Source organism: Escherichia sp. TW09308 (assembly GCF_000208565.1).
Lineage (GTDB): Bacteria > Pseudomonadota > Gammaproteobacteria > Enterobacterales > Enterobacteriaceae > Escherichia > Escherichia marmotae.
The window spans coordinates 3,909,028-3,928,938 of record NZ_AEME01000001.1 but is presented as its reverse complement, the minus strand read 5'-3'; the positions used below and the strand labels follow the sequence as shown (position 1 = coordinate 3,928,938).

Below are 19,911 nucleotides of genomic sequence, written 5' to 3'. Positions count from 1 at the left end.
TATGTTTCATGTGGATAACCCGACGGGTGTACCGGTAATGCCACCTGTCGCGGCTGAATTAAGCAAAACAACGCTTTATTTCACCGAAGGCGGGAACGGTATTCCGCCCACCTATCCGGGGCCGGACTGGTTTAATATTATTCAGTCTGAACTGCTGGAAATTCTCCGGCAGGCAAATATCAAACCGGATAAAAACACCACCGACCAGATTATGACGGCGCTGAAAAAACTGTTTATTACGAACAGTGGTTCAGCCGGAGCTATTGCCGGATTAACCGGTCAGAATAATACGTTCCCGTATTTTACGGGCGAAGACACAATGGCATTAACGCCGCTCAGTGCGTTTGTGCGCGGTATTCTCGGGAAAACCACAGCCGATGAAATTATCAATGCGCTTTCATTACGTGACACGGTAAATAAAGCCAGTAATGCCGTACCGAATACCCGCAAGGTCAACGGCATGGCTCTGATGTCGGATATCACCATCAACAACATCAGCGGCAACGCCGGAACGGCAACCCGCCTTCAGACGGCCCGCAGGATTAACAATGTGCTGTTTGATGGCAGCCGCGATATCACGATTTCTGCGGGAATGTCACAAACTGAAGGTGACAACCGTTACCAGCAAAAAAACACGGCGTCAAAAGCCGGTAATGGCTGGTTTAAGGACACGTCCACCGGGGTGATTATTCAGTGGGGGTATCTCGGCAATGCCAGTGCCGGGCTGACGTTTCCGATATCATTTCCGTCAGCATGTACCAGCATCACTATTACCAACGCATACACCCGTGCTGATTACTCTATTTCCCTGAAATCGTTATCAGCAGCAGGTGCGACATTCAACAGCGAGAATAACGGCGTTATGTACTGGACAGCGATAGGGTATTAATGATGACTATTTATTTCAGCCCATCAACAAACGGTTTTTATCATTCTGGCCTTCAGGGTGATTATGAAAATGCGGGAACGTGGCCGAATGATTTACAGGAAATCACGGATGAAGAATATCAGAGACTGTTACAGGGCCAGACTGACGGTTTTATTATTGTATCTGGCGAAAACGGATATCCGGTATTAAAAGAACCCGTAATTAACTGGCAGCAGAAAGCGGAAACGCAACGCCAGCACCTGCTGGCTGAAGCAAGGGAAATCACCTCCGACTGGAAAACTGAGCTGGAACTGGGAATCATCAGCGATGACGATAAAGCCCGTCTGGCGCGGTGGATGGCGCATATCAAATCACTGAAGGCGCTGGATTTAAGCACCGTTACCGATGAAGCCTCCTTTAATTCCATCAACTGGCCGGAGCGTCCCGATGCCGCAGCTTAAAGGTGTGATTAAAACGCCCACGGGAGAACCGCTGGGCGGCGCAACCATTACACTGACCTCCCTGCACAACCGCGCAGGGATTCTGAAAGGTGTTTTCAGCCACGTCACCACACAGAGCGGGGAGTACGACTTCCCCGTTCTGCCGGGTGTGTACAGCGTTCGCCTGACACAAAGCACACAGCGCCTTTCAGAAATCGGTGTCATTCGCGTTTATGAAGATTCGACAGACGGTTCGCTGAATGATTTTCTGGGGGCAACCGATATTGACCTGCGCCCGGAAGCCCTGAAGAAATTCGAGGAACTGGCGCAACAGGCGCAGCAAAGCGCAGAAAAAGCCAGAGAGCATGCGGACGCTGCTGAACAGGCCCGCCAGGATACAGAAACCCTCGCAGGGGAAATACGGCAGGATGCAGAAGAAATTGCGAGTAATGTCCAGAAAGCTGAAGAGCTGGCCTCTGAAACAAACCAGAATGCCGCCCGGGCAGAACAGGCGGTCAAAGATGCCGATAAGATAGTCCAGAAAGCGGTCGATAAACTCGGTGAAGCAGCAACGCTGACCGGCGAGGCAAAAGCCAGCGCCGAAGCGGCAGCAAAAAGCGAGCAGAGCGCGAAACAGCACAGGGACGAGGCACAACGGATAGTTGATGACCTGAAGGGAAGCAATGCTTCCACGACAGAAAAAGGTCTGGTGCAACTCTGTAGTGATACGGACAACGACAGCGAAGAACTGGCCGCCACACCAAAGGCTGTCAAAACCGTCATGGACGAGACGAAAACAAAAGCGCCACTGGACAGCCCGGCGTTCACCGGCACGCCAACCACACCAACACCACCGGATGATGCTGCCGGTCTGGAAACAGCGAATGCGGCTTTTGTCCGCAAACTGCTTGCTGCACTGGTTGACTCGTCACCGGAAGCCCTGGACACACTGAACGAGCTGGCAGCGGCGCTGGGCAATGACCCGGAGTTTGCGACAACAATCATGAACGCGCTGGCAGGCAAACAACCGCTGAACGACGTGCTGACAGCTATCAGCAATCTGGAAGAGCGGGCAGATAACCTTCTGTGCTTTAATCAGGACGGGAATGCTTCACTGTCTCCGCTGTCAGAAAAAGCCCGGTCACTGCTGGCACAGGCCACAGTGGAAGCCATGCGCAATGAGCTTGAGCTGAAAAGCGCAGCGGTAAGGGATATTCAGACAGACCTTTACGACAGCACGGAAGGCCGTGTTGCGCTTCCCGGTGCGTATGGTTACGGAATGACGGACGCCGGAGCGCGTTCAATTATTGCCAGCGATATGGCGACTGTAGCCAGAACTGCGCACAACCTGCACCCGGGGCGGTATTACACCTTTTCCACGCGAACGGAAGAAACCACCGGAATAACAGAAATTATCTGGCTGGATAATGGCTGGGGCGATAAAACCAGCCAGACAGCAACAAAGCTGGTTCTGTTTTTTGGAAAAGACGGACGGATACTCATGACCGTTCGTGGCGATAATATCTCCGCCCCGGTCACCTGGACGAATCTGACGCCACAACTTGGCAATGCAGCACAAAAGGATGCACAGGAGAATATTTATGACCGCACCGAAGGCCGACTGGCGATTCCTGGCATGTTCGGTTTCGGGAAAATATTTTCCAGTAGCGACAGAATTGAATTTAAATCAGGGACTGATTTTCTCAGGTGGGTAAAAACAGCAAAGCCCGGTCGTTATACCGTATTTGCGGACACAAATGTGGTGGTACCTGGCATACAGACAAACGGTGTTATTGAAATTATCTGGCCACAACCTAAAACCAGCCCGAATGATGAGTATGCCTATAAGATAATTATTTATTACGGTGTTAATGGTCATATTTATTATAACCGTTGCGCGGTGGCATCAGGTGGTGGTTATCTGGTTGGCTGGGAAAACCTGAAGGTTGATGAGGCTTCACTCATTGCACAGATTGAAGCACGCGCGCCCCTGAAAAGCCCGGCACTGACCGGAGCACCGACAACACCAACCCCGCCAGATGACGCAGCAGGTAATGAAATAGCCAATGCGGAGTTTGTCCGCAAACTGCTTGCCGCACTGGTTGACTCGTCCCCGGAAGCCCTGGATACGCTGAACGAACTGGCAGCGGCGCTGGGCAACGACCCTAATTTTGCGACGACGGTCACTAAGGCGCTGGCGGGTAAACAGCCGCTTAATGACGTGTTAACGGCTGTCAGCCAGATAATACCGGAAGAAAACACGCTGCCTTATTTCAGTGAAGAGGGCCGGATTTTACTGGCGCAACTGTCAGAAAAAGCCCGCGCATTACTGGCACTGGACACGCCTGAAGCCATGCGCACGGAGCTTGAGCTGAAAGCGGCTGCTACGATGGAGCCCCAGAGCGATATCCGCGACCGCACACCAGGCAGGCTGGCGCTGTCCGGCATGTATGGATTCGGTCAGGCATTTACCAGCACCGATGCCCTGACATTTACCGGACAGGCCGATTTTGCTGAATGGCTGAAAGAGGCCACGCCGGGGCGTTATGCGGTCAGTATTGCGGACTCTTCCACGCTGCTGGCGGGCACCACGAAATTTAACGGCATCATTGATGTGATGTGGTCGCCCTTTGATAACGATGAATCGGACACAACGCGTAAATTCAAAACACTGCTGTGTTTTAACCAGTATTACGAAGGTGAGCACAGTATTCATCGCCTGACTTACCGCTGGAGTGGAAACAACTGGAATGCAACAGTAAGCCCCATTATTTACGACGGCGATTCGCTGGCGTTCCTGCTGTCCAGGACGGCGGGCAACGGCACGCACTCATATTACAAATATCCTGCAGTGGGTGTGCCGATTCTTGCTGTTTACAGGGGGAGCAGTGCAGATGACAAAGAGAAAAAAATAGGGCTTGGCGATATTGTTCCCGGCTCACGGCTTGGAGCACTGGTTGTCACCTGCAAAGCGAGTGAGGCTTCTAATTATGTCTCAACGCCGCAATTCTGCGCAGCGGACCCACGTCATGGAGCATTTCCAGGGCGCTATCAGGCTCTGTCAGGGAGCAGGTCGACCACATCAAGTGGAGATACCGGATATGTGTGTCTGTTCATGCGCATTGAGTAATGAGGAAATAAAACATGAAAATCAGAGCGGTAAAAGGCATCAGAAGCGCGCATTATCTTGAAAATGGTGCGGTTGACTGCGAGGTGTTATTTGAAGGTGAAACGGAATTCGTCCCGTATACCGCCATGCAGGATGATACCGCAATGACAGGCCAGCGCATCTGGGAAGAGTTACAGAGCGGCAAATGGGGTGAAATCGCCCCGTTCACTATTACACCCGAACTTATCGCCGCGGCGAAGGATGCCAAAAAGCGGGAAATCGAGGCGTGGCGAACAGAACAGGAAGCACTGCCGTTCACGTTCGAATGGAACGGTCATACCTGGAACGCTGGCCCCGACTCAATGGCTCGTCTTTATCCGGCAGTTATGGCATCAAAGTCTGACACAGCGCGAAAAACCATGGTATGGGGCGATGCGGAAAACCAGCAGGTGAAACTGTCGATGCAGAAACTGGATGAACTGCTTACAGCAATGGTTCAGGCACAGGTCGATCGCAATAACGAGATTTATCAGCGCCAGCGTGAAATGAAGGAGCAGCTTTCCCGGCTGTCCACGCTGGACGAGGTAAGAGCGTTAACGCCCGGTGGTTAAATAATCAGTTTGTATAGTTTATGACGATCGATAACATCATATCGATCGTCGGTTTGCATCGGTTGTGATTAAATACCCCCAGCCCTCCGGGCGCTCATGTCTGGTTATTACACAGGGGGAATCATGGACTCTGTTCGCTGTAAAAACTGCAATAAATTACTGTTTAAAGGAGGTTTTAAGCATATAGAAATAAAATGTCCTCGCTGTAAACGTTACATTGTCATATCGAATGCCAAAGAGCATCCCACGGAGCTGTATTGTGGGAAAAGAGAAGAAATCACGCATTCTGACAAAACCCTGCGTTATTGAGTATGAAGGCCGGATTGTCGGCTATGGTTCAAAGGAGCTGCGCGTTGAAACCATATCCTGCTGGCTGGCCCGCACAATCATTCAGACAAAACACTATTCCCGCCGTTTTGTGAATAACTCCTACCTGCATCTGGGCGTATTCAGCGGACGTGATCTGGTTGGCGTTCTTCAGTGGGGATATGCCCTTAACCCCAGCTCAGGGCGTCGTGTTGTGCTGGAAACGGATAACCGGGGCTATATGGAACTGAACCGCATGTGGCTACACGACGACATGCCCCGCAATTCTGAATCACGGGCCATCAGCTACGCGCTGAAAACCATCAGGTTACTGTACCCGTCAGTGGAGTGGGTTCAGTCCTTTGCAGATGAACGCTGCGGACGTGCTGGCGTGGTATATCAGGCGTCGAATTTTGATTTTATAGGCAGCCACGAAAGCACGTTCTACGAACTGGACGGCGAGTGGTATCACGAGATAGCGATGAACGCGATTAAGCGCGGAGGGCAACGAGGTGTGTATTTGCGGGCTAATAAGGAGCGGGCCGTGGTACACAAATTTAATCAGTATCGCTACATCAGATTCCTGAATAAGCGCGCAAAAAAGCGCCTAAACACCAAGCTATTCAGGGTTCAGCCATACCCGAAGTGAGCCCACTTAATGAATAAAAAAGCAGCGGCCAATGCCGCTGTTTTATCTTGAATAACTTCCATATGTGCGCTTCTGGCTTATCTTGAAAGAATTCCATATCTATCTTGAATAATTTTGCGCGCTTTAGATATTATGGTGCCAGTCCATACCGGCAACGGTAGTATCGATTTGATTATCCCCGGCGTACATAAAGCCAATGGCCTGCGTCAACTCCAGAAATTATGGGACATAGACGACAGCGAAGTGGTGGTTTTTGGCGATGGCGGTAATGATATTGAGATGCTGCGTCAGGCGGGCTTTAGCTTTGCAATGGAAAATGCTGGCAACGCAGTCGTAGCGGCGGCGAAATACCGTGCAGGCTCCAATAACCATGAAGGCGTACTGGACATTATCGATAAAGTTCTTAAACACGAAGCGCCATTTAATCAATAAAACGGCAGCACGCCCGGCAACACAATGCCTGAATGAAGGATGCATAATCCGCGGAAATTACCCTTCTGGATTATTTCAGGCGAAATGATGATGAAAAAATGTGTACTGCTGGGCGCGTTTCTGTTGAGTTTTACTGGTGTGGCAATGGCACAAAGTGTCACCGTTGATGTGCCGAGTGGATACAAAGTGGTGGTGGTCCCTGATTCAGTCAGCGTTCCGCAAGCCGTCAGCGTTGCCAGCGTGCCGCAAACCGTATACGTGGCCCCTACGCCAGCTCCGGCTTACCGTGCACATCCATATGTCCGTCACCTTGCCAGCGTAGGCGAAGGGATGGTAATCGAACATCAGATCGACGACCATCACCACTAATCCCTGAATGCCTGATTGTATAAAACAACCAGGCATTTTCTTATCCGTCGTTAGAATTTCCTGTTTGTTTATCTTTTAAAAAGATAAACATCAGCAGCAGCCACAAAACTCCGTTGGCAAGATTAAACAGATTAAACAATCCATTACCGCCATTCAGCCAGGCATGTTTACTGATCTCAATACCTACGGTAAAGATCAGCATTTGCAACATCCCCATCGCCGCCGATACCGTCCCTTTACTCATATCACTGGCGAACAACGTTAAACGCACCAGCCCTGCATTCGCCAGACCAATACCAAAAGCATAAATACTTAACCCGGCGGTCATCCATAAATACGCGTGCGATGAGATGACCGTGGCCGCTGCGGCGACCAGCAGACCAATCATAATCGGCCAGCCCCCCATAATAATCAGCGAACGTACGGTACGGCGCGAGGTCAGACGTGCCAGCAGCAAATTACCCGCAATTAACGCGCCGAAAATGGGCACTTGCAGCAAACCATATTCATAGCTACTCAACTGTTCACCGGTGATGATGATAATCGGTGACTGGGCAATCCACGCCAGTAACGGCAGACTGACAAATCCCAGCGCCAGCGCTCCTGCAACAAAGCGGCTGTTCTTCAGTACCAGCTTATAGTCTCGACCAAGCTCTTTCAGCGACAGTTTCTCGCCAATGCGCGTAGCCGTTTCTGGCATCGCACGTTGCAGACCGAAGAAGGAGATCGCCGCCAATGCAGCAAACAACACAAACATCCCTTCCCAGGGCAACACATGAATCCACGCGGCACCCACCAATGGCCCGAGTAACGGAGCAATCAGCGCCACATTCGCCATCAGCGCGGTGATCTTGATACAAACCGCCTCTTCAAAAGATTCCTGAATCGCGGCGTAACCCACAGCGCCAATGAAACAGAGGCTTATCCCCTGTAGAAAGCGCAACAGCGTGAATTGTTCAATGTTTTGCGCCAGTAATATCGCCAGGCAGGTGATTATGAACCACACCACGCCAGCTAACATTACCGGACGGCGACCAATACGATCCGACAGTGGTCCTAACAGCCACTGTAAAAACATCCCTCCCGCCAGGTAAGCGGTCATCGAAGTAGGAACCCAGTCAATACCCGCCTGATACTGCTCCACCACGGCGAGCATACCGGGTTGAATCATATCGTTGCCGATATAGGTCGAGAATTCGTAGAGCACCAGACAGAGGGGGAAAAGTAATGCCTGACGCCCAAGTCTGGCACCTGTTGCTAATTTATTTTGCATGCAATTTCTTCGCCAATAATAATCGCGCAAATTTTAATAAAAGCGAGGCAAACGAGAAAGCAAATTTTGTAGCTGAAACCACGGTTAAGCACATTCTTACGTTATTCCGAGTATAGCCCCCCTTTCTTTAAGCTTTATTTAATTTCTTCGCGTTACCATTCTCTGCTGTAAGCCAATCCGGTTGAGGTAAATAAGACGATGCCGCTTTACCCTGTTTAACAAGCGATTTATTCTCATCGACTTGCCTGATGGCTGCCCACTAATCACCTTTTGAGTCTGAAAGTTATGCTGGAAAATCTGAATTATTCATTATTCTCTCTTATTAATGCGACGCCAGACTCATCCGCATGGATGATTTCGTTAGCAATTTTTATTGCCAAAGATTTAATTACCGTGGTGCCATTGTTGGCTACGGTGCTTTGGCTATGGGGATTTACGGCGCAACGACAACTGGTGATAAAAATCGCCATCGCGCTAGCGGTCAGTCTGTTTGTTTCCTGGACGATGGGCCATCTGTTTCCGCATGACCGTCCATTTGTCGAGAATGTCGGCTATAACTTCCTGCATCATGCAGCAGATGACTCTTTCCCGAGCGATCATGGCACGGTGATATTTACCTTTGCGCTGGCATTTTTATGCTGGCATCGTTTGTGGTCAGGAGCAATCCTCATGGTACTGGCGGTAGTTATTGCCTGGTCGCGCGTTTATCTCGGTGTTCACTGGCCGCTGGACATGCTTGGTGGATTGTTGGCGGGAATGATTGGTTGCCTTAGCGCCCAGATTATCTGGCAAGCTGTGGGATCCAGGCTCTACCAGCGGCTGCAATTGTGGTATCGCATCTGTTTCGCCTTACCAATACGTAAAGGCTGGGTGCGTGGCTGATTTCGGATAAAAAGTGTAATATCAGGCGGCTCGCTTCAATAACAATTCAGAGGGATTATGGAAACACGTCGCGAAGAGCGTATCGGGCAATTACTGCAAGAATTAAAACGCAGCGATAAGTTACATCTGAAGGACGCCGCCACCCTGCTCGGGGTTTCAGAGATGACGATTCGCCGCGATTTGAATAACAACAGCGCCCCCGTCGTATTACTCGGCGGTTATATCGTTCTGGAACCGCGCAGTGCCAGCCATTACCTGTTAAGCGATCAAAAATCCCGTCTGGTGGAAGAAAAACGCCGGGCGGCAAAACTGGCTGCGACGCTGGTAGAACCCGATCAGACCCTCTTTTTTGACTGTGGCACTACCACGCCGTGGATTATTGAAGCGATAGATAATGAAATCCCTTTCACCGCCGTTTGTTATTCACTAAATACCTTTCTGGCACTGAAAGAGAAACCCCATTGCCGGGTGTTTCTTTGCGGCGGTGAATTTCATGCCAGTAACGCCATTTTTAAACCCGTCGATTTTCAGTTGACGTTGAATAATTTCTGTCCAGATATCGCTTTTTATTCCGCAGCCGGAGTGCATATCAGTAAAGGTGCTACCTGTTTTAATCTTGAAGAGTTGCCGGTAAAACACTGGGCCATGTCGATGGCGCAAAAGCATGTGCTGGTTGTCGACCACAGTAAGTTTGGCAAGGTACGCCCGGCACGCATGAGTGACCTGAAACGATTTGATATTGTGGTAAGCGATCGTTGCCCGGAAGATGAGTATGTGAAGTACGCACAGACGCAGCATATTAAGTTGATGTATTGATGATGCATAACCGGATGACGTTAACGCGTCATCCGGTCATCAGAAGATTAAGAGAACCAGCCGCCGAACCACTGATGGAATTTCATCATTACGAAGTCCCACATCCGACCAAAGAATCCGCCCTCTTCCACATTTTCCATCACGATCAGCGGACGCTGTTCAATCGACTTGCCGTTAAGCTGGAAATCAATAGTGCCGACGACCTGACCTTTTTTCAGCGGTGCGGTAAGCTGCGGTTCCGTTAACGTGTAACTGGCTTTCAGGTTTTTCAGTTGCCCACGAGGGATGGTCACCGATCCCCCTTCACCGGCACCGAGATTCACTTCGCTCTTATCACCAAACCAAACCCGCTGAGTCACAAAGGTGGCATCAGGTTTAATTGGTGTCACGGTTTCAAAGAAGCGGAAACCCCAGGTCAGTAATTTCTCAGACTCATTAAAACGGATACGGTCAGTTTTCGCCCCCAGCACCACAGAGATCAAACGCATATCACCCTGGGTAGCCGAAGCGACCAGATTGTATCCCGCACCTGCCGTGGTTCCGGTCTTCATACCATCAACATTAACGTTACTGCTCCACAACAGGCGATTACGGTTAGGTTGGCGAATTTTGTTAAAGGTAAACTCTTTCTCTTTATGAATGGCATACTCTTCCGGTACATCGTGAATTAACGCTTTACCCAGCAATGCCATATCGCGTGCGGTACTAAACTGCCCCGGTGCATCCAGGCCGTGTACCGTCTGGAAGGTGGTGTTGGTCAGGCCCAGTTTCTTCGCATAACCATTCATCAAACCAATAAATGACTCCTGGCTGCCCGCAACATAATCTGCCAGTGCAATACAGGCATCATTACCGGACTGAATGATCACACCTTTATTCAAATCCGCCACAGAGACCTGATCGCCCGGTTTGAGAAACATGACCGATGAACCGCGCAGCGCTGGATTGCCCGTTGCCCAGGCATCTTTGCCGACCGTCACCATATCGGTGAGTTTGATCTTATCGGCCTTAAGCGCCTGCCCAACCACATAGCTGGTCATGATTTTAGTCAGGCTTGCGGGGTCCAGTTTCTCATCCGCATTGCCTTCTGCCAGCACTTTGCCGCTGGCATAATCCATTAAAATCCATGCACGCGCATCCACGCTCGGCGCTTCAACGGTCTGTTCCGCCGCAAATGCCGTTGGGGCAAAAAGGAATAAAAATGCAGAACCCGCTGCAAGACCACGAAGGAAAGAGGAGTATTGCGTCATAAATGCCACCCGAGTATCCATTCAAAAAAAATACGTTATATCGCCGTATGATAAGTTCGGTGATTAATAACGCACACACAAGCTTAAAGAAACCGTAAGTTGGTAAAGTTTTTAAAGTTTATGCAATATCCTGCCGCTTCGCTGCTTCTGGTGTCATTTTTTTACTCACTGTTGCTTAAAAGTTAACTTTACTTCACCATCGGAATCCTGTTCAGCCTGTGGCTGCCTGTATAAAAGGGGTGACTATGATTACGCTGTGGGGTCGGAATAATTCAACCAACGTTAAAAAAGTGTTGCTGACGCTCGAAGAACTGGAACTACCTTATGAGCAAATTTTGGCGGGTCGTGAGTTTGGGGTAAACCATGACGCCGATTTTCTGGCGATGAATCCTAACGGGCTGGTGCCGCTGTTGCGTGACGACGAAAGTAATTTAATTCTTTGGGAATCAAACGCCATTGTCCGCTACCTTGCAGCACAGTACGGGCAAAACCGTTTATGGATCGACTCACCGGCACGCCGCGCAGAAGCCGAAAAGTGGATGGACTGGGCAAACCAGACGCTCAGTAATGCCCATCGAGGGATCCTGATGGGATTGGTCAGAACGCCACCGGAAGAGCGCGATCAGGCCGCCATTGACGCCAGTTGCAAGGAATGCGACGCCCTGTTTGCCCTTCTCGATGCAGAGTTGGCAAAAGTGAAATGGTTCTCCGGCGATGCATTTGGTGTGGGCGACATTGCCATCGCGCCGTTTATCTACAATTTGTTTAACGTTGGCCTGACCTGGACACCACGTCCGAATCTGCAACGCTGGTATCAGCAACTCACCGAACGCCCCGCGGTGCGTAAAGTTGTGATGATCCCTGTTAGCTAATTATTGCGTGGGCTAACTTTGAGTAATTCTCCATTGGACTCGTCGGTCAGAACGTATAAATAACCGTCGGGTCCGCTGCGAACATCACGAATTCGCTGCCTCCTGTCCGTTAATATGCGACCATCTTCTGCCACCTTGTTGCCTTTAACGCTCATCACGATGACATTTTTATCTTTCAGCGCGCCAATAAATAATTTTTGCCGCCACTGGGGGAATTTGTCGCTGTTATAGAAGGCCATGCCGCTCACCGCCGGTGAATCCTTCCAGTAAAAAATGGGTTGTTCAGTCCCGGCGACGATTTCCCCTTTCGCTTCCGGTATTTTAAAACCTGAGTAATTCATCCCCCAGGTTGCCAGCGGCCAACCGTAGTTTTTACCTTTTTCCGGGATATTAATTTCATCGCCGCCGCGCGGACCGTGTTCATTCAACCACAGCGTATTACTCCACGGATTCATCGCCATCCCTTGCGGGTTACGAATGCCATAAGACCAGATCCCGGCTCGCACACCAGACCCCTCCACAAAGGGATTATCATCCGGGATCTCGCCCTGGTCGGTCAGGCGCACTAATTTACCCTGCAATTTATCCAGATCCTGCGCCGTCGGGCGCTGATTGTTTTCACCCAGACCAATATACAGATAGCCTTTACCATCGAATACCAGCCGCCCGCCAAAATGATTACCGGTAGAAAGTTTTGGCGTCTGGCGAAAAACGGTGCGGAAGTCCGTCACTTTTGCGAGGTCATCAGTTAAGCGGCCATAACCTACGGCAGTTCCGGCTTTACCATCATCACCGACTTCAGAAAAACTTAACCAGATACGGCGCGACTGGGCAAAATCAGGCGCTAATGCCACATCCAGCAAACCGCCCTGCCCGTGCGCCCAGACTTTCGGCACACCGGCAAGCGGCGCAGATAATCCTTTTCCTGCTTGCCAGTGGCGTAACTCGCCGCCGCGCAGGGTGATTAACATGCCGTGATTATCCGGTAAGAAGGCCAGCGCCCACGGATGGTCGAGTTTATCCTGCAGTACTTCGACATTTACCGTTTCGGGTGCCGCCCAAAGAGCGGAAGGAATACAGAGAAGGGGCACAAGGTAAAAGGATTGTCGATACATAACACCTCCGGATTGACTCTGGCTTAAAGCGTAGTCAGTCAGGGGCGTGACAAATTTATTTTTACATAAACTTAAATATGAAGGGGGAGACGCCTTCTCCCCCTTAGCTTTCAGGCCTGCTCAAGCATGGCGTGCTTCTCCAGGCTCTGGATACTCAGCGTTAAGCTCATCAGACAATTTTCAAGCTTATCGGCGTTGACGGTAATAAAAGTTGGGCAATCATGATACCCACTCATCAAACATACTGCGGCTGTCGCTAATGCTTCTTCAGCATGGTGAAGAGCATTCCACTCTTCCTGATCCAGGTGAAGATTCAACCGCAGCGATTTATCGTGCAGTTCGCGATTCAGTTTAAAAAAGTTATCTCGTAGATGATTGCTTTCGCTGACGGACATGTATCCTTTGGCCTTCCTCAGTCGCACATATGCGGCGAGGTCAACTCGAGCATCGTTCAACCGATTAAGCAGATCGCTTCGCTGTCTGTCAACGAACATACTTCGATCCTCCTCTTTGCAGCCTTAGTGCAATTAAATAGTATGGCTACTTTTTGAACAAAGTGCTGTCAAGGATCAATACTTCACATCTTATTAATAATAATTTACATTATTTCTCTTTCCAGTACCTCGCATCCCCAGGGTGCCAGTTCTAATTCTTGTGAACAAGCCTTGCCTGTTTCCGCCACTCGCCATGCACCAGGAAGCACCACATTTTGTACATGAGCAGTGTAATTTTGTACAAAAACCCATTCCTGATTGCCGTCTGTCCGACGCGTTGCAATAACGCCAACAGGAAGTTCAGTCGCAAGGGCTTTTGGAAGATTAAGTGAGTTGATCAACATCGCAGCAAACGCTTGATGAAATGACGCATCATTACGCGAAGCCACATAGAAAGCACGTCCCTGTCCGACGTGATTTACCGTTAACGCAGGTGTACCTGCATAAAAATCCTCACCATAGCGCGCCAGAACCTGTGCGCCTTCGGCGTGAATAACCGCACATAATTCCCTTGCCTGCCATTTACCTTGCAATCCATAGGCATTCGGCTCGCAGATAACTTCGTTATGCTGATAATCATTAAGGCTATCGATCTCTTCAGCCCACACGCCCATCAGGTCACGCAACGGGCCAGGAAAACCGCCCAGGTGACATAAATCAGTTTCATTGACAATCCCGGACCAGTAAGTGGTGACAAAATTGCCACCAGCTTCGACATAGGCACGGGCACGATCAGCAAATCCATCGCGAACCATATAGAGCATTGGAGCGATAACTAATTGATAACCCGTAAGATCACAATCAGCGTTGATAATATCGACCGCCACCCCCTGCTCCCAGAAAGGTCGGTAATGATCCACTACCGTTTGTTCGTAATGGATACCGCAATTGCGCGGCCCGGCAGCATCATTAACCGCCCAGCGGTTTTCCCAGTCGAAAATAATGGCAACTTTAGCCTGAGTTTTCGTCCCGACCAATTGCTTAAGATGTGCCAGTCGTTGCCCTAGCTGTATAACTTCGCGCCCGGTACGCGTCTCCAGATGACCGACGTGATCAACCACCGCACCATGAAACTTCTCCACGGCTCCGCGACTCTTACGCCACTGAAAATAGTGCACGCCATCTGCGCCATGAGCGACGGCCTGTAAAGAAGAAAGAATGTTCATTCCCGGCTTTTTCAATTTGCTGGTTGGCTGCCAACTTGTCTGGCTGGGGGTGGATTCCATCAGAATGAACGGTTTATTTTTCAAGGTACGCATCAGATCGTGATACATCGCTGTTTTACAAGCTACGGCGCGTTCATCTTCCTGTTTGTGCCACATGGGATAGCTATCCCAACTTACAAAATCGACAACCTCAGCTAATGACCAGTAGTTGTAATCATTGAAATACCACATAAAATTGGTCGTCGCGGGTAACTCAGGCCGTTCTGCTTTTAGCGGCGCGACTTCCATTTGATAGAATTCTTTTACCTGCGATGTGACAAAGCGTCGCCAGTCAAGATTCAGGCCGTGGTTAGACATCTCACCTAATGGAGAAGGTGACTCAATTTGTGACCAGTCACTGTATGTATGGCTCCAGAAGCCTGTCCACCATGCCTGATTAAGTGCCTCAAGAGTGGTGTAACGAGTCTGCAACCAATGGCGAAACGCCTGTTGGCATCCGTTACAATGACACTCACCGCCATACTCATTACTGATATGCCATCCCAGAACCGCCGGATGATTCGCGTATCGCTGCGCCAGCTTACGGTTAATTTGCGTCACTTTTTCTTTATACACTGGCGAAGAAAGGCAGTGATTATGGCGACCGCCGTGAAGCATTTTCTCGCGTGACGCGCTAACTCTCAGAACCTCTGGATAACGTGCTGCAAGCCAGGCGGGTTTGGCTCCGCTCGGGGTTGCCAGGAAGACAGAGATCCCGCCAGCATGAAGTTTATCCAACACCTCATCCAGCCAGTCAAAGCGATATTCCCCCTCTGTGGGTTCCAGCATTGACCAGCTAAAGATGCCCACCGACATGGTGTTACAACCAGCCTGTTGCATCATGGCAATATCTTTCTCCAGGATCCCAGGGACATGTAACCATTGTTCCGGATTGTAATCGGCACCATGAAGTAACCACGGGGCTGTGGGGATGATCGGTGGATGCTTGTCCATGCTGACTCCTGAATTGTTTTAAACAGACAAAAAATGTTATTCGTTCACAATACTGTCATCTAGTAATTAATTGCTTCGTTATGCAAGAAGTGTCCGGTAGAAATGTGAGCAACTACGCGTTTTTCCATTCAAACAGGCTCCACGGTTTGGCAGACATGCGCTGAAATACGTGAGCGTGATACGTATGACATTCACTGCGGTATACTGTGACAAATCTTTTAGCCGGGGCGAATATGAAAACCAAAGCTGCAACCCTTGCCGATGTTGCTCGTCATGCCAATGTTTCTTATCAGACAGTGTCGCGGGTGCTTAACAATTCAGCGAACGTGTCTGCCAAAACACGTCAAAAAATTGAACAAGCCATTGCCGAACTTAAGTACGTTCCAAATCGCGTAGCTCAACAGTTGGTAGGGAAAGAGAGCAAAACGGTGGGGCTGGTCACCACCTCACTCGCCCTACATGCCCCTTCACAAATTGCGGCGGCGGTAAAAAAATATGCCGGGGAGCAGGGATATCAGGTGCTGATATCGATGATTGATGATGTTGATATTAAAGGTATTCAGGCTGCAGTTAATGACTTAAAAGCACAACGGGTAACAAAGATTATTATCAACGCCCCCCTGGAAACGGCATTGGCTGAAACTCTGGTTGCTGAAAACAGTGATGTATTGTGTCTGTTTCTCGACGTGGACCCTTATAGCCCGGTGTTTAACGTCACCTTTAATCCCGCAGAAGGTGCACGCGCCAGCGTAAAATATCTTTACGACTTGGGGCATCGTCAATTTTGCTTGATCTCTGGCCCTGAAAATTCAGTACCGGCGCGGTTACGACTCAATACCTGGCGCGATACCCTCGCCTCACTCCAACTGACACCGCTGGCCATACATTACGGTAGCTGGGACGCTCAAAGCGGCTATCTGGCGACATTACAGATGCTACGTGAAACGCCACAGGCGACCGCTCTTCTGATCGCGAACGATCAGATGGCGTTGGGTGCGTTAAGCGCCTTACATCAACAAAAACGTAAAATCCCGCAGGATATTTCTGTCATTGGCTATGACGACACCTATGAGAGTGCGTTTTTTGAACCTTCACTGACGACCGTCGCAATCGACTTTGATTTGCAAGGGAAAATTGCCGTTCAACAAATTTTACAGCCGGACGATGCACAAGCTATGCTCCGCTCTTCAACCATCCTTCCCAGCCGTCTGGTCGTGCGTAATTCTGCTGGCCCTCTGCACTCACCACAGGCTGATCTGATGAATATTGCCGAACACCTTCGCACGCTGGCAGATGAGCTAACACGCAAGGCATAAAAGTAATACGTTCTCATAAAGAAGATTTAGTGATCCATTTCGCTAAATCTTTTTTATTATCAGCAATAAATGTGATGTAAATCTCAAACATTCATTTAACACATTGCCTAATCATCAATGTCAGGGCCAGAGTAAAAATGAAATTGTTAACGTATGACATTTCCGGAGATGCATACCAAAACAATAACCAGTAAGCACAGCTAATGCCTGTGCCAACGGTAAATGACCCAACGCCAGTGATTGAGGATATGGCTATGTTATTGCCCGGTAAACGTAATTATATTTTGCTCAGTATTTTCGATTTTCTGTACCTCTTCGCCTGGTCGGCAACGATGGCATTTTTTGTCATATGGACGACACAGCATCTGGAAATTACCGCCACACGCACAGGATTACTTTATTCCGTTAATGCTTTCATTGCGTTATTAATGCAGCCGTTCTTCGGTTTCATCTCCGATAAATTTGGTCTTAAGAAACAACTCATCTGGCTCCTCGTCGCATTATTACTTCCCGTAGGCCCATTCTTTATTTATGTGTATGCCCCGCTTCTGGTTCATAACTTCTGGCTGGGCGCTGTTTTGGGTGGCGTTTACCTGGGGATCATTTTTAATTCTGGCTGTGGCGTTCTGGATTCCTGGATAGATAAAGTTTCGCGTCGTTATCATTTTGAATATGGTCGCGTAAGGATGTGGGGCTCTCTGGGATGGGCCGCCGCCGCGTGGATTGTTGGTAAATATATTGATACCAACCCTAATCTCTCTTTCTGGCTGGCAAGCTGCGCCATTGTGATCGCCGCAATCTGCTTTATGTTTACCAAAATCGAACTTACCGAGGCCGAAATTGAAAAAACCAATTCGCTGAAAGCCATCCATGCCCTTGAGCTGGCAAAAAATAGTCAGTTCTGGTTTTTATTGATGTTCACTCTGTTCGTAACACAAATTTATGACACCTACGATCAACAGTTCGCACAGTATTTTTCGCTGCAATTTCCGACACCAGAAGAAGGCAATCGCTGGTACGGAATTCTGGCTTCTGTTCAGGTCTGCGGAGAAACCTTATTTCTCTGCCTGATGCCGTGGTTTGTTAACCGCACTGGTGCAAAATGGGCGTTAGTGATTGCCGGAACCATTATGTCGTTACGCATTGCCGGTTCTGCAATCCAACTGGGACCGGTGTGGATTGCAGCCGTTAAAATGATGCACGCCATCGAAAAACCACTGATCCTGGTGTCTGTGTTTAAATTTATCGCGGCTAACTTTGATCATAAACTCTCTTCAACGGTCTACCTGCTAGTGCTTTTTGTGGCATCCATCGCCACAGCAATCTATTCACCCATTGCAGGCTATCTGTATGACACCATTGGCTTTACTGAAACCTATCTAATCCTGGGGGCTATTGCCGGTTGCTTCACGCTTATTTCGGTCTTTACGCTGCGGGACAAATCCAGCAGCCAGCCTACGGAGACGCTAACTGAAAATTCTGTAGCATGATCCTCATTTGCGCCCCTTTATTTGGGGCGCTTTCCTCACCGGTTGACCAGATTGCGATACAAATTTTATCCAGAACTCTGTAGAATCCCTGCCCTGACCTTTCCTGTAACTGAATATTTTTTAAGCTATGAGCAAAGTAACTCCCCAGCCGAAAATCGGCTTTGTTTCCCTCGGCTGTCCGAAAAACCTCGTCGATTCAGAGCGCATTCTGACTGAACTGCGCACTGAAGGTTATGATGTAGTACCGAGCTATGACGACGCAGATATGGTGATCGTCAACACCTGCGGCTTTATTGACAGTGCGGTGCAAGAATCACTGGAAGCCATTGGCGAAGCGTTGAATGAAAACGGCAAGGTAATTGTGACCGGTTGTCTGGGGGCGAAAGAAGATCAAATCCGCGAAGTCCATCCAAAAGTGCTGGAAATCACCGGCCCTCATAGCTACGAGCAGGTTCTGGAACACGTTCATCACTACGTGCCAAAACCGAAACACAACCCATTCCTGAGCCTGGTGCCGGAGCAAGGTGTTAAGCTGACACCGCGTCATTATGCTTATCTGAAGATTTCCGAAGGCTGTAACCATCGTTGCACCTTCTGCATTATTCCGTCTATGCGCGGCGATCTGGTGAGCCGCCCGATTGGCGAAGTGTTAAGTGAAGCGAAACGTCTGGTTGATGCGGGTGTTAAAGAGATTCTGGTGATCTCCCAGGATACTTCCGCGTATGGTGTTGATGTAAAACACCGCACTGGCTTCCATAACGGTGAACCGGTAAAAACCAGCATGGTCAGCCTGTGCGAACAGCTATCAAAACTGGGGATCTGGACGCGCCTGCACTACGTTTACCCTTACCCGCATGTGGATGACGTCATCCCGTTGATGGCAGAAGGCAAAATTCTGCCGTATCTGGATATTCCGTTACAGCACGCCAGCCCGCGCATTCTCAAACTGATGAAGCGTCCGGGTTCTGTAGATCGCCAACTGGCGCGCATTAAACAGTGGCGCGAAATTTGCCCGGAACTGACACTGCGCTCAACCTTTATTGTCGGCTTCCCTGGCGAGACGGAAGAAGATTTCCAGATGCTGCTCGATTTCCTGAAAGAAGCTCGTCTGGATCGCGTTGGTTGCTTTAAATACAGCCCGGTTGAAGGTGCTGATGCCAATGCCCTGCCTGACCAGGTTCCGGAAGAAGTGAAAGAAGAACGCTGGAACCGCTTCATGCAACTGCAACAGCAGATTTCCGCCGAGCGTCTGCAGGAGAAGGTGGGTCGTGAAATTCTGGTGATCATCGACGAAGTGGACGAAGAAGGCGCGATTGGCCGCAGTATGGCAGATGCACCGGAAATCGACGGCGCGGTTTATCTCAATGGTGAAACCAACGTTAAGCCGGGTGATATTGTGCGTGTGAAAGTCGAACACGCCGATGAGTACGATTTGTGGGGGAGTCGGGTTTAATTAATGT

18 protein-coding genes and 1 pseudogene are annotated in these 19,911 nt (G+C 49.6%); 14 read left to right on the top strand and 5 right to left on the bottom strand.

Annotated features, from left to right (window positions below):
* Position 1: 1 nt before the first annotated feature.
* From ESM_RS0118800 to ybjH, 8 genes and pseudogenes are all read left to right on the top strand, one after another.
* Positions 2-889: a gp53-like domain-containing protein gene (locus tag ESM_RS0118800; RefSeq protein WP_000469175.1), complete on the top strand. Its 888-nt coding sequence runs from the start codon at positions 2-4 to the stop codon at positions 887-889.
* A complete protein-coding gene (locus ESM_RS0118795) occupies positions 889-1,329 on the top strand; it encodes a tail fiber assembly protein (RefSeq protein WP_000988326.1) in 441 nt (146 codons plus the stop codon). The genes ESM_RS0118800 and ESM_RS0118795 overlap by 1 nt, the downstream gene beginning before the upstream one ends.
* Entirely contained in the window at positions 1,316-4,438 is a 3,123-nt protein-coding gene (locus ESM_RS01000000125320) for a prophage tail fiber N-terminal domain-containing protein (RefSeq protein WP_001135848.1), read from the top strand. The genes ESM_RS0118795 and ESM_RS01000000125320 overlap by 14 nt, the downstream gene beginning before the upstream one ends.
* A gap of 14 nt (positions 4,439-4,452) precedes the next feature.
* Positions 4,453-5,028: a DUF4376 domain-containing protein gene (locus tag ESM_RS0118780; protein WP_000701878.1), complete on the top strand. Its 576-nt coding sequence runs from the start codon at positions 4,453-4,455 to the stop codon at positions 5,026-5,028.
* 123 nt (positions 5,029-5,151) lie between these two features.
* Positions 5,152-5,337 (top strand): Com family DNA-binding transcriptional regulator, encoded by a 186-nt coding sequence (locus tag ESM_RS1000000127165; protein ID WP_001372435.1) that lies wholly within the window; start codon positions 5,152-5,154, stop codon positions 5,335-5,337.
* On the top strand, positions 5,258-5,983 hold the full coding sequence (locus ESM_RS0118775; RefSeq protein ID WP_443134855.1) for a Mom family adenine methylcarbamoylation protein: 726 nt from the start codon (positions 5,258-5,260) through the stop codon (positions 5,981-5,983). The genes ESM_RS1000000127165 and ESM_RS0118775 overlap by 80 nt, the downstream gene beginning before the upstream one ends.
* Positions 5,984-6,109: 126 nt before the next feature.
* Positions 6,110-6,415: pseudogene (locus tag ESM_RS0118770) on the top strand (HAD hydrolase family protein); the annotation flags it as partial.
* 84 nt (positions 6,416-6,499) lie between these two features.
* The gene (ybjH, locus tag ESM_RS0118765; protein WP_010379680.1) at positions 6,500-6,784 is read left to right on the top strand and encodes a protein YbjH; all 285 of its coding nucleotides are present in this window, start codon (positions 6,500-6,502) and stop codon (positions 6,782-6,784) included.
* A 40-nt stretch (positions 6,785-6,824) separates the two neighbouring features.
* On the opposite strand, the gene mdfA is transcribed toward ybjH, so the two are convergent.
* Complete coding sequence (gene mdfA / locus ESM_RS0118760; protein ID WP_001516067.1) at positions 6,825-8,057, bottom strand: multidrug efflux MFS transporter MdfA; 1,233 nt, start codon at positions 8,055-8,057, stop codon at positions 6,825-6,827.
* Between the two features lie 285 nt (positions 8,058-8,342).
* Here mdfA and ybjG point away from each other — a divergent pair, with 285 nt between their 5' ends.
* On the top strand, positions 8,343-8,939 hold the full coding sequence (ybjG, locus tag ESM_RS0118755) for an undecaprenyl-diphosphate phosphatase (RefSeq protein WP_000892326.1): 597 nt from the start codon (positions 8,343-8,345) through the stop codon (positions 8,937-8,939).
* A gap of 57 nt (positions 8,940-8,996) precedes the next feature.
* The gene (deoR, locus tag ESM_RS0118750) at positions 8,997-9,755 is read left to right on the top strand and encodes a DNA-binding transcriptional repressor DeoR (RefSeq protein WP_000450142.1); all 759 of its coding nucleotides are present in this window, start codon (positions 8,997-8,999) and stop codon (positions 9,753-9,755) included.
* A gap of 47 nt (positions 9,756-9,802) precedes the next feature.
* Here deoR and dacC read toward each other — a convergent pair whose 3' ends face one another.
* A complete protein-coding gene (dacC, locus tag ESM_RS0118745) occupies positions 9,803-11,005 on the bottom strand; it encodes a serine-type D-Ala-D-Ala carboxypeptidase (protein WP_001516066.1) in 1,203 nt (400 codons plus the stop codon).
* 245 nt (positions 11,006-11,250) lie between these two features.
* Here dacC and gstB point away from each other — a divergent pair, with 245 nt between their 5' ends.
* A complete protein-coding gene (gene gstB / locus ESM_RS0118740; protein WP_010379678.1) occupies positions 11,251-11,877 on the top strand; it encodes a glutathione S-transferase GstB in 627 nt (208 codons plus the stop codon).
* On the opposite strand, the gene ESM_RS0118735 is transcribed toward gstB, so the two are convergent.
* From ESM_RS0118735 to ESM_RS0118725, 3 genes are all read right to left on the bottom strand, one after another.
* Positions 11,874-12,992, bottom strand: coding sequence for a PQQ-dependent sugar dehydrogenase (locus ESM_RS0118735; protein WP_000286235.1), 1,119 nt, complete (start codon positions 12,990-12,992; stop codon positions 11,874-11,876). The two genes, gstB and ESM_RS0118735, sit on opposite strands and share 4 nt — an antisense overlap.
* A 110-nt stretch (positions 12,993-13,102) precedes the next feature.
* A complete protein-coding gene (gene bssR / locus ESM_RS0118730) occupies positions 13,103-13,486 on the bottom strand; it encodes a biofilm formation regulator BssR (protein ID WP_000497146.1) in 384 nt (127 codons plus the stop codon).
* A 104-nt stretch (positions 13,487-13,590) separates the two neighbouring features.
* Positions 13,591-15,645, bottom strand: a complete 2,055-nt coding sequence (locus ESM_RS0118725) for a beta-galactosidase (RefSeq protein WP_000357592.1) — start codon at positions 15,643-15,645, stop codon at positions 13,591-13,593.
* Positions 15,646-15,878: 233 nt separating this feature from the next.
* On the opposite strand from ESM_RS0118725, the gene ESM_RS0118720 reads away from it, so the two are divergent.
* From ESM_RS0118720 to rimO, 3 genes are all read left to right on the top strand, one after another.
* Positions 15,879-16,961 (top strand): LacI family DNA-binding transcriptional regulator, encoded by a 1,083-nt coding sequence (locus tag ESM_RS0118720; protein ID WP_000849774.1) that lies wholly within the window; start codon positions 15,879-15,881, stop codon positions 16,959-16,961.
* A 254-nt stretch (positions 16,962-17,215) separates the two neighbouring features.
* Positions 17,216-18,451: an oligosaccharide MFS transporter gene (locus tag ESM_RS0118715; protein ID WP_000926280.1), complete on the top strand. Its 1,236-nt coding sequence runs from the start codon at positions 17,216-17,218 to the stop codon at positions 18,449-18,451.
* A 127-nt stretch (positions 18,452-18,578) separates the two neighbouring features.
* Positions 18,579-19,904, top strand: coding sequence for a 30S ribosomal protein S12 methylthiotransferase RimO (gene rimO / locus ESM_RS0118710; protein WP_000049369.1), 1,326 nt, complete (start codon positions 18,579-18,581; stop codon positions 19,902-19,904).
* Positions 19,905-19,911: the final 7 nt, after the last annotated feature.

Bases quoted from the DNA above. Each gene is read 5' to 3' on its own strand.
- ESM_RS0118800 (WP_000469175.1), top strand. From the start codon at position 2: ATGTTTCATGTGGATAACCCGACGGGTGTACCGGTAATGCCACCTGTC.
- ESM_RS0118795 (WP_000988326.1), top strand. From the start codon at position 889: ATGATGACTATTTATTTCAGCCCATCAACAAACGGTTTTTATCATTCT.
- ESM_RS01000000125320 (WP_001135848.1), top strand. From the start codon at position 1,316: ATGCCGCAGCTTAAAGGTGTGATTAAAACGCCCACGGGAGAACCGCTG.
- ESM_RS0118780 (WP_000701878.1), top strand. From the start codon at position 4,453: ATGAAAATCAGAGCGGTAAAAGGCATCAGAAGCGCGCATTATCTTGAA.
- ESM_RS1000000127165 (WP_001372435.1), top strand. From the start codon at position 5,152: ATGGACTCTGTTCGCTGTAAAAACTGCAATAAATTACTGTTTAAAGGA.
- ESM_RS0118775 (WP_443134855.1), top strand. From the start codon at position 5,258: ATGCCAAAGAGCATCCCACGGAGCTGTATTGTGGGAAAAGAGAAGAAA.
- ybjH (WP_010379680.1), top strand. From the start codon at position 6,500: ATGATGATGAAAAAATGTGTACTGCTGGGCGCGTTTCTGTTGAGTTTT.
- mdfA (WP_001516067.1), bottom strand. From the start codon at position 8,057: ATGCAAAATAAATTAGCAACAGGTGCCAGACTTGGGCGTCAGGCATTA.
- ybjG (WP_000892326.1), top strand. From the start codon at position 8,343: ATGCTGGAAAATCTGAATTATTCATTATTCTCTCTTATTAATGCGACG.
- deoR (WP_000450142.1), top strand. From the start codon at position 8,997: ATGGAAACACGTCGCGAAGAGCGTATCGGGCAATTACTGCAAGAATTA.
- dacC (WP_001516066.1), bottom strand. From the start codon at position 11,005: ATGACGCAATACTCCTCTTTCCTTCGTGGTCTTGCAGCGGGTTCTGCA.
- gstB (WP_010379678.1), top strand. From the start codon at position 11,251: ATGATTACGCTGTGGGGTCGGAATAATTCAACCAACGTTAAAAAAGTG.
- ESM_RS0118735 (WP_000286235.1), bottom strand. From the start codon at position 12,992: ATGTATCGACAATCCTTTTACCTTGTGCCCCTTCTCTGTATTCCTTCC.
- bssR (WP_000497146.1), bottom strand. From the start codon at position 13,486: ATGTTCGTTGACAGACAGCGAAGCGATCTGCTTAATCGGTTGAACGAT.
- ESM_RS0118725 (WP_000357592.1), bottom strand. From the start codon at position 15,645: ATGGACAAGCATCCACCGATCATCCCCACAGCCCCGTGGTTACTTCAT.
- ESM_RS0118720 (WP_000849774.1), top strand. From the start codon at position 15,879: ATGAAAACCAAAGCTGCAACCCTTGCCGATGTTGCTCGTCATGCCAAT.
- ESM_RS0118715 (WP_000926280.1), top strand. From the start codon at position 17,216: ATGTTATTGCCCGGTAAACGTAATTATATTTTGCTCAGTATTTTCGAT.
- rimO (WP_000049369.1), top strand. From the start codon at position 18,579: ATGAGCAAAGTAACTCCCCAGCCGAAAATCGGCTTTGTTTCCCTCGGC.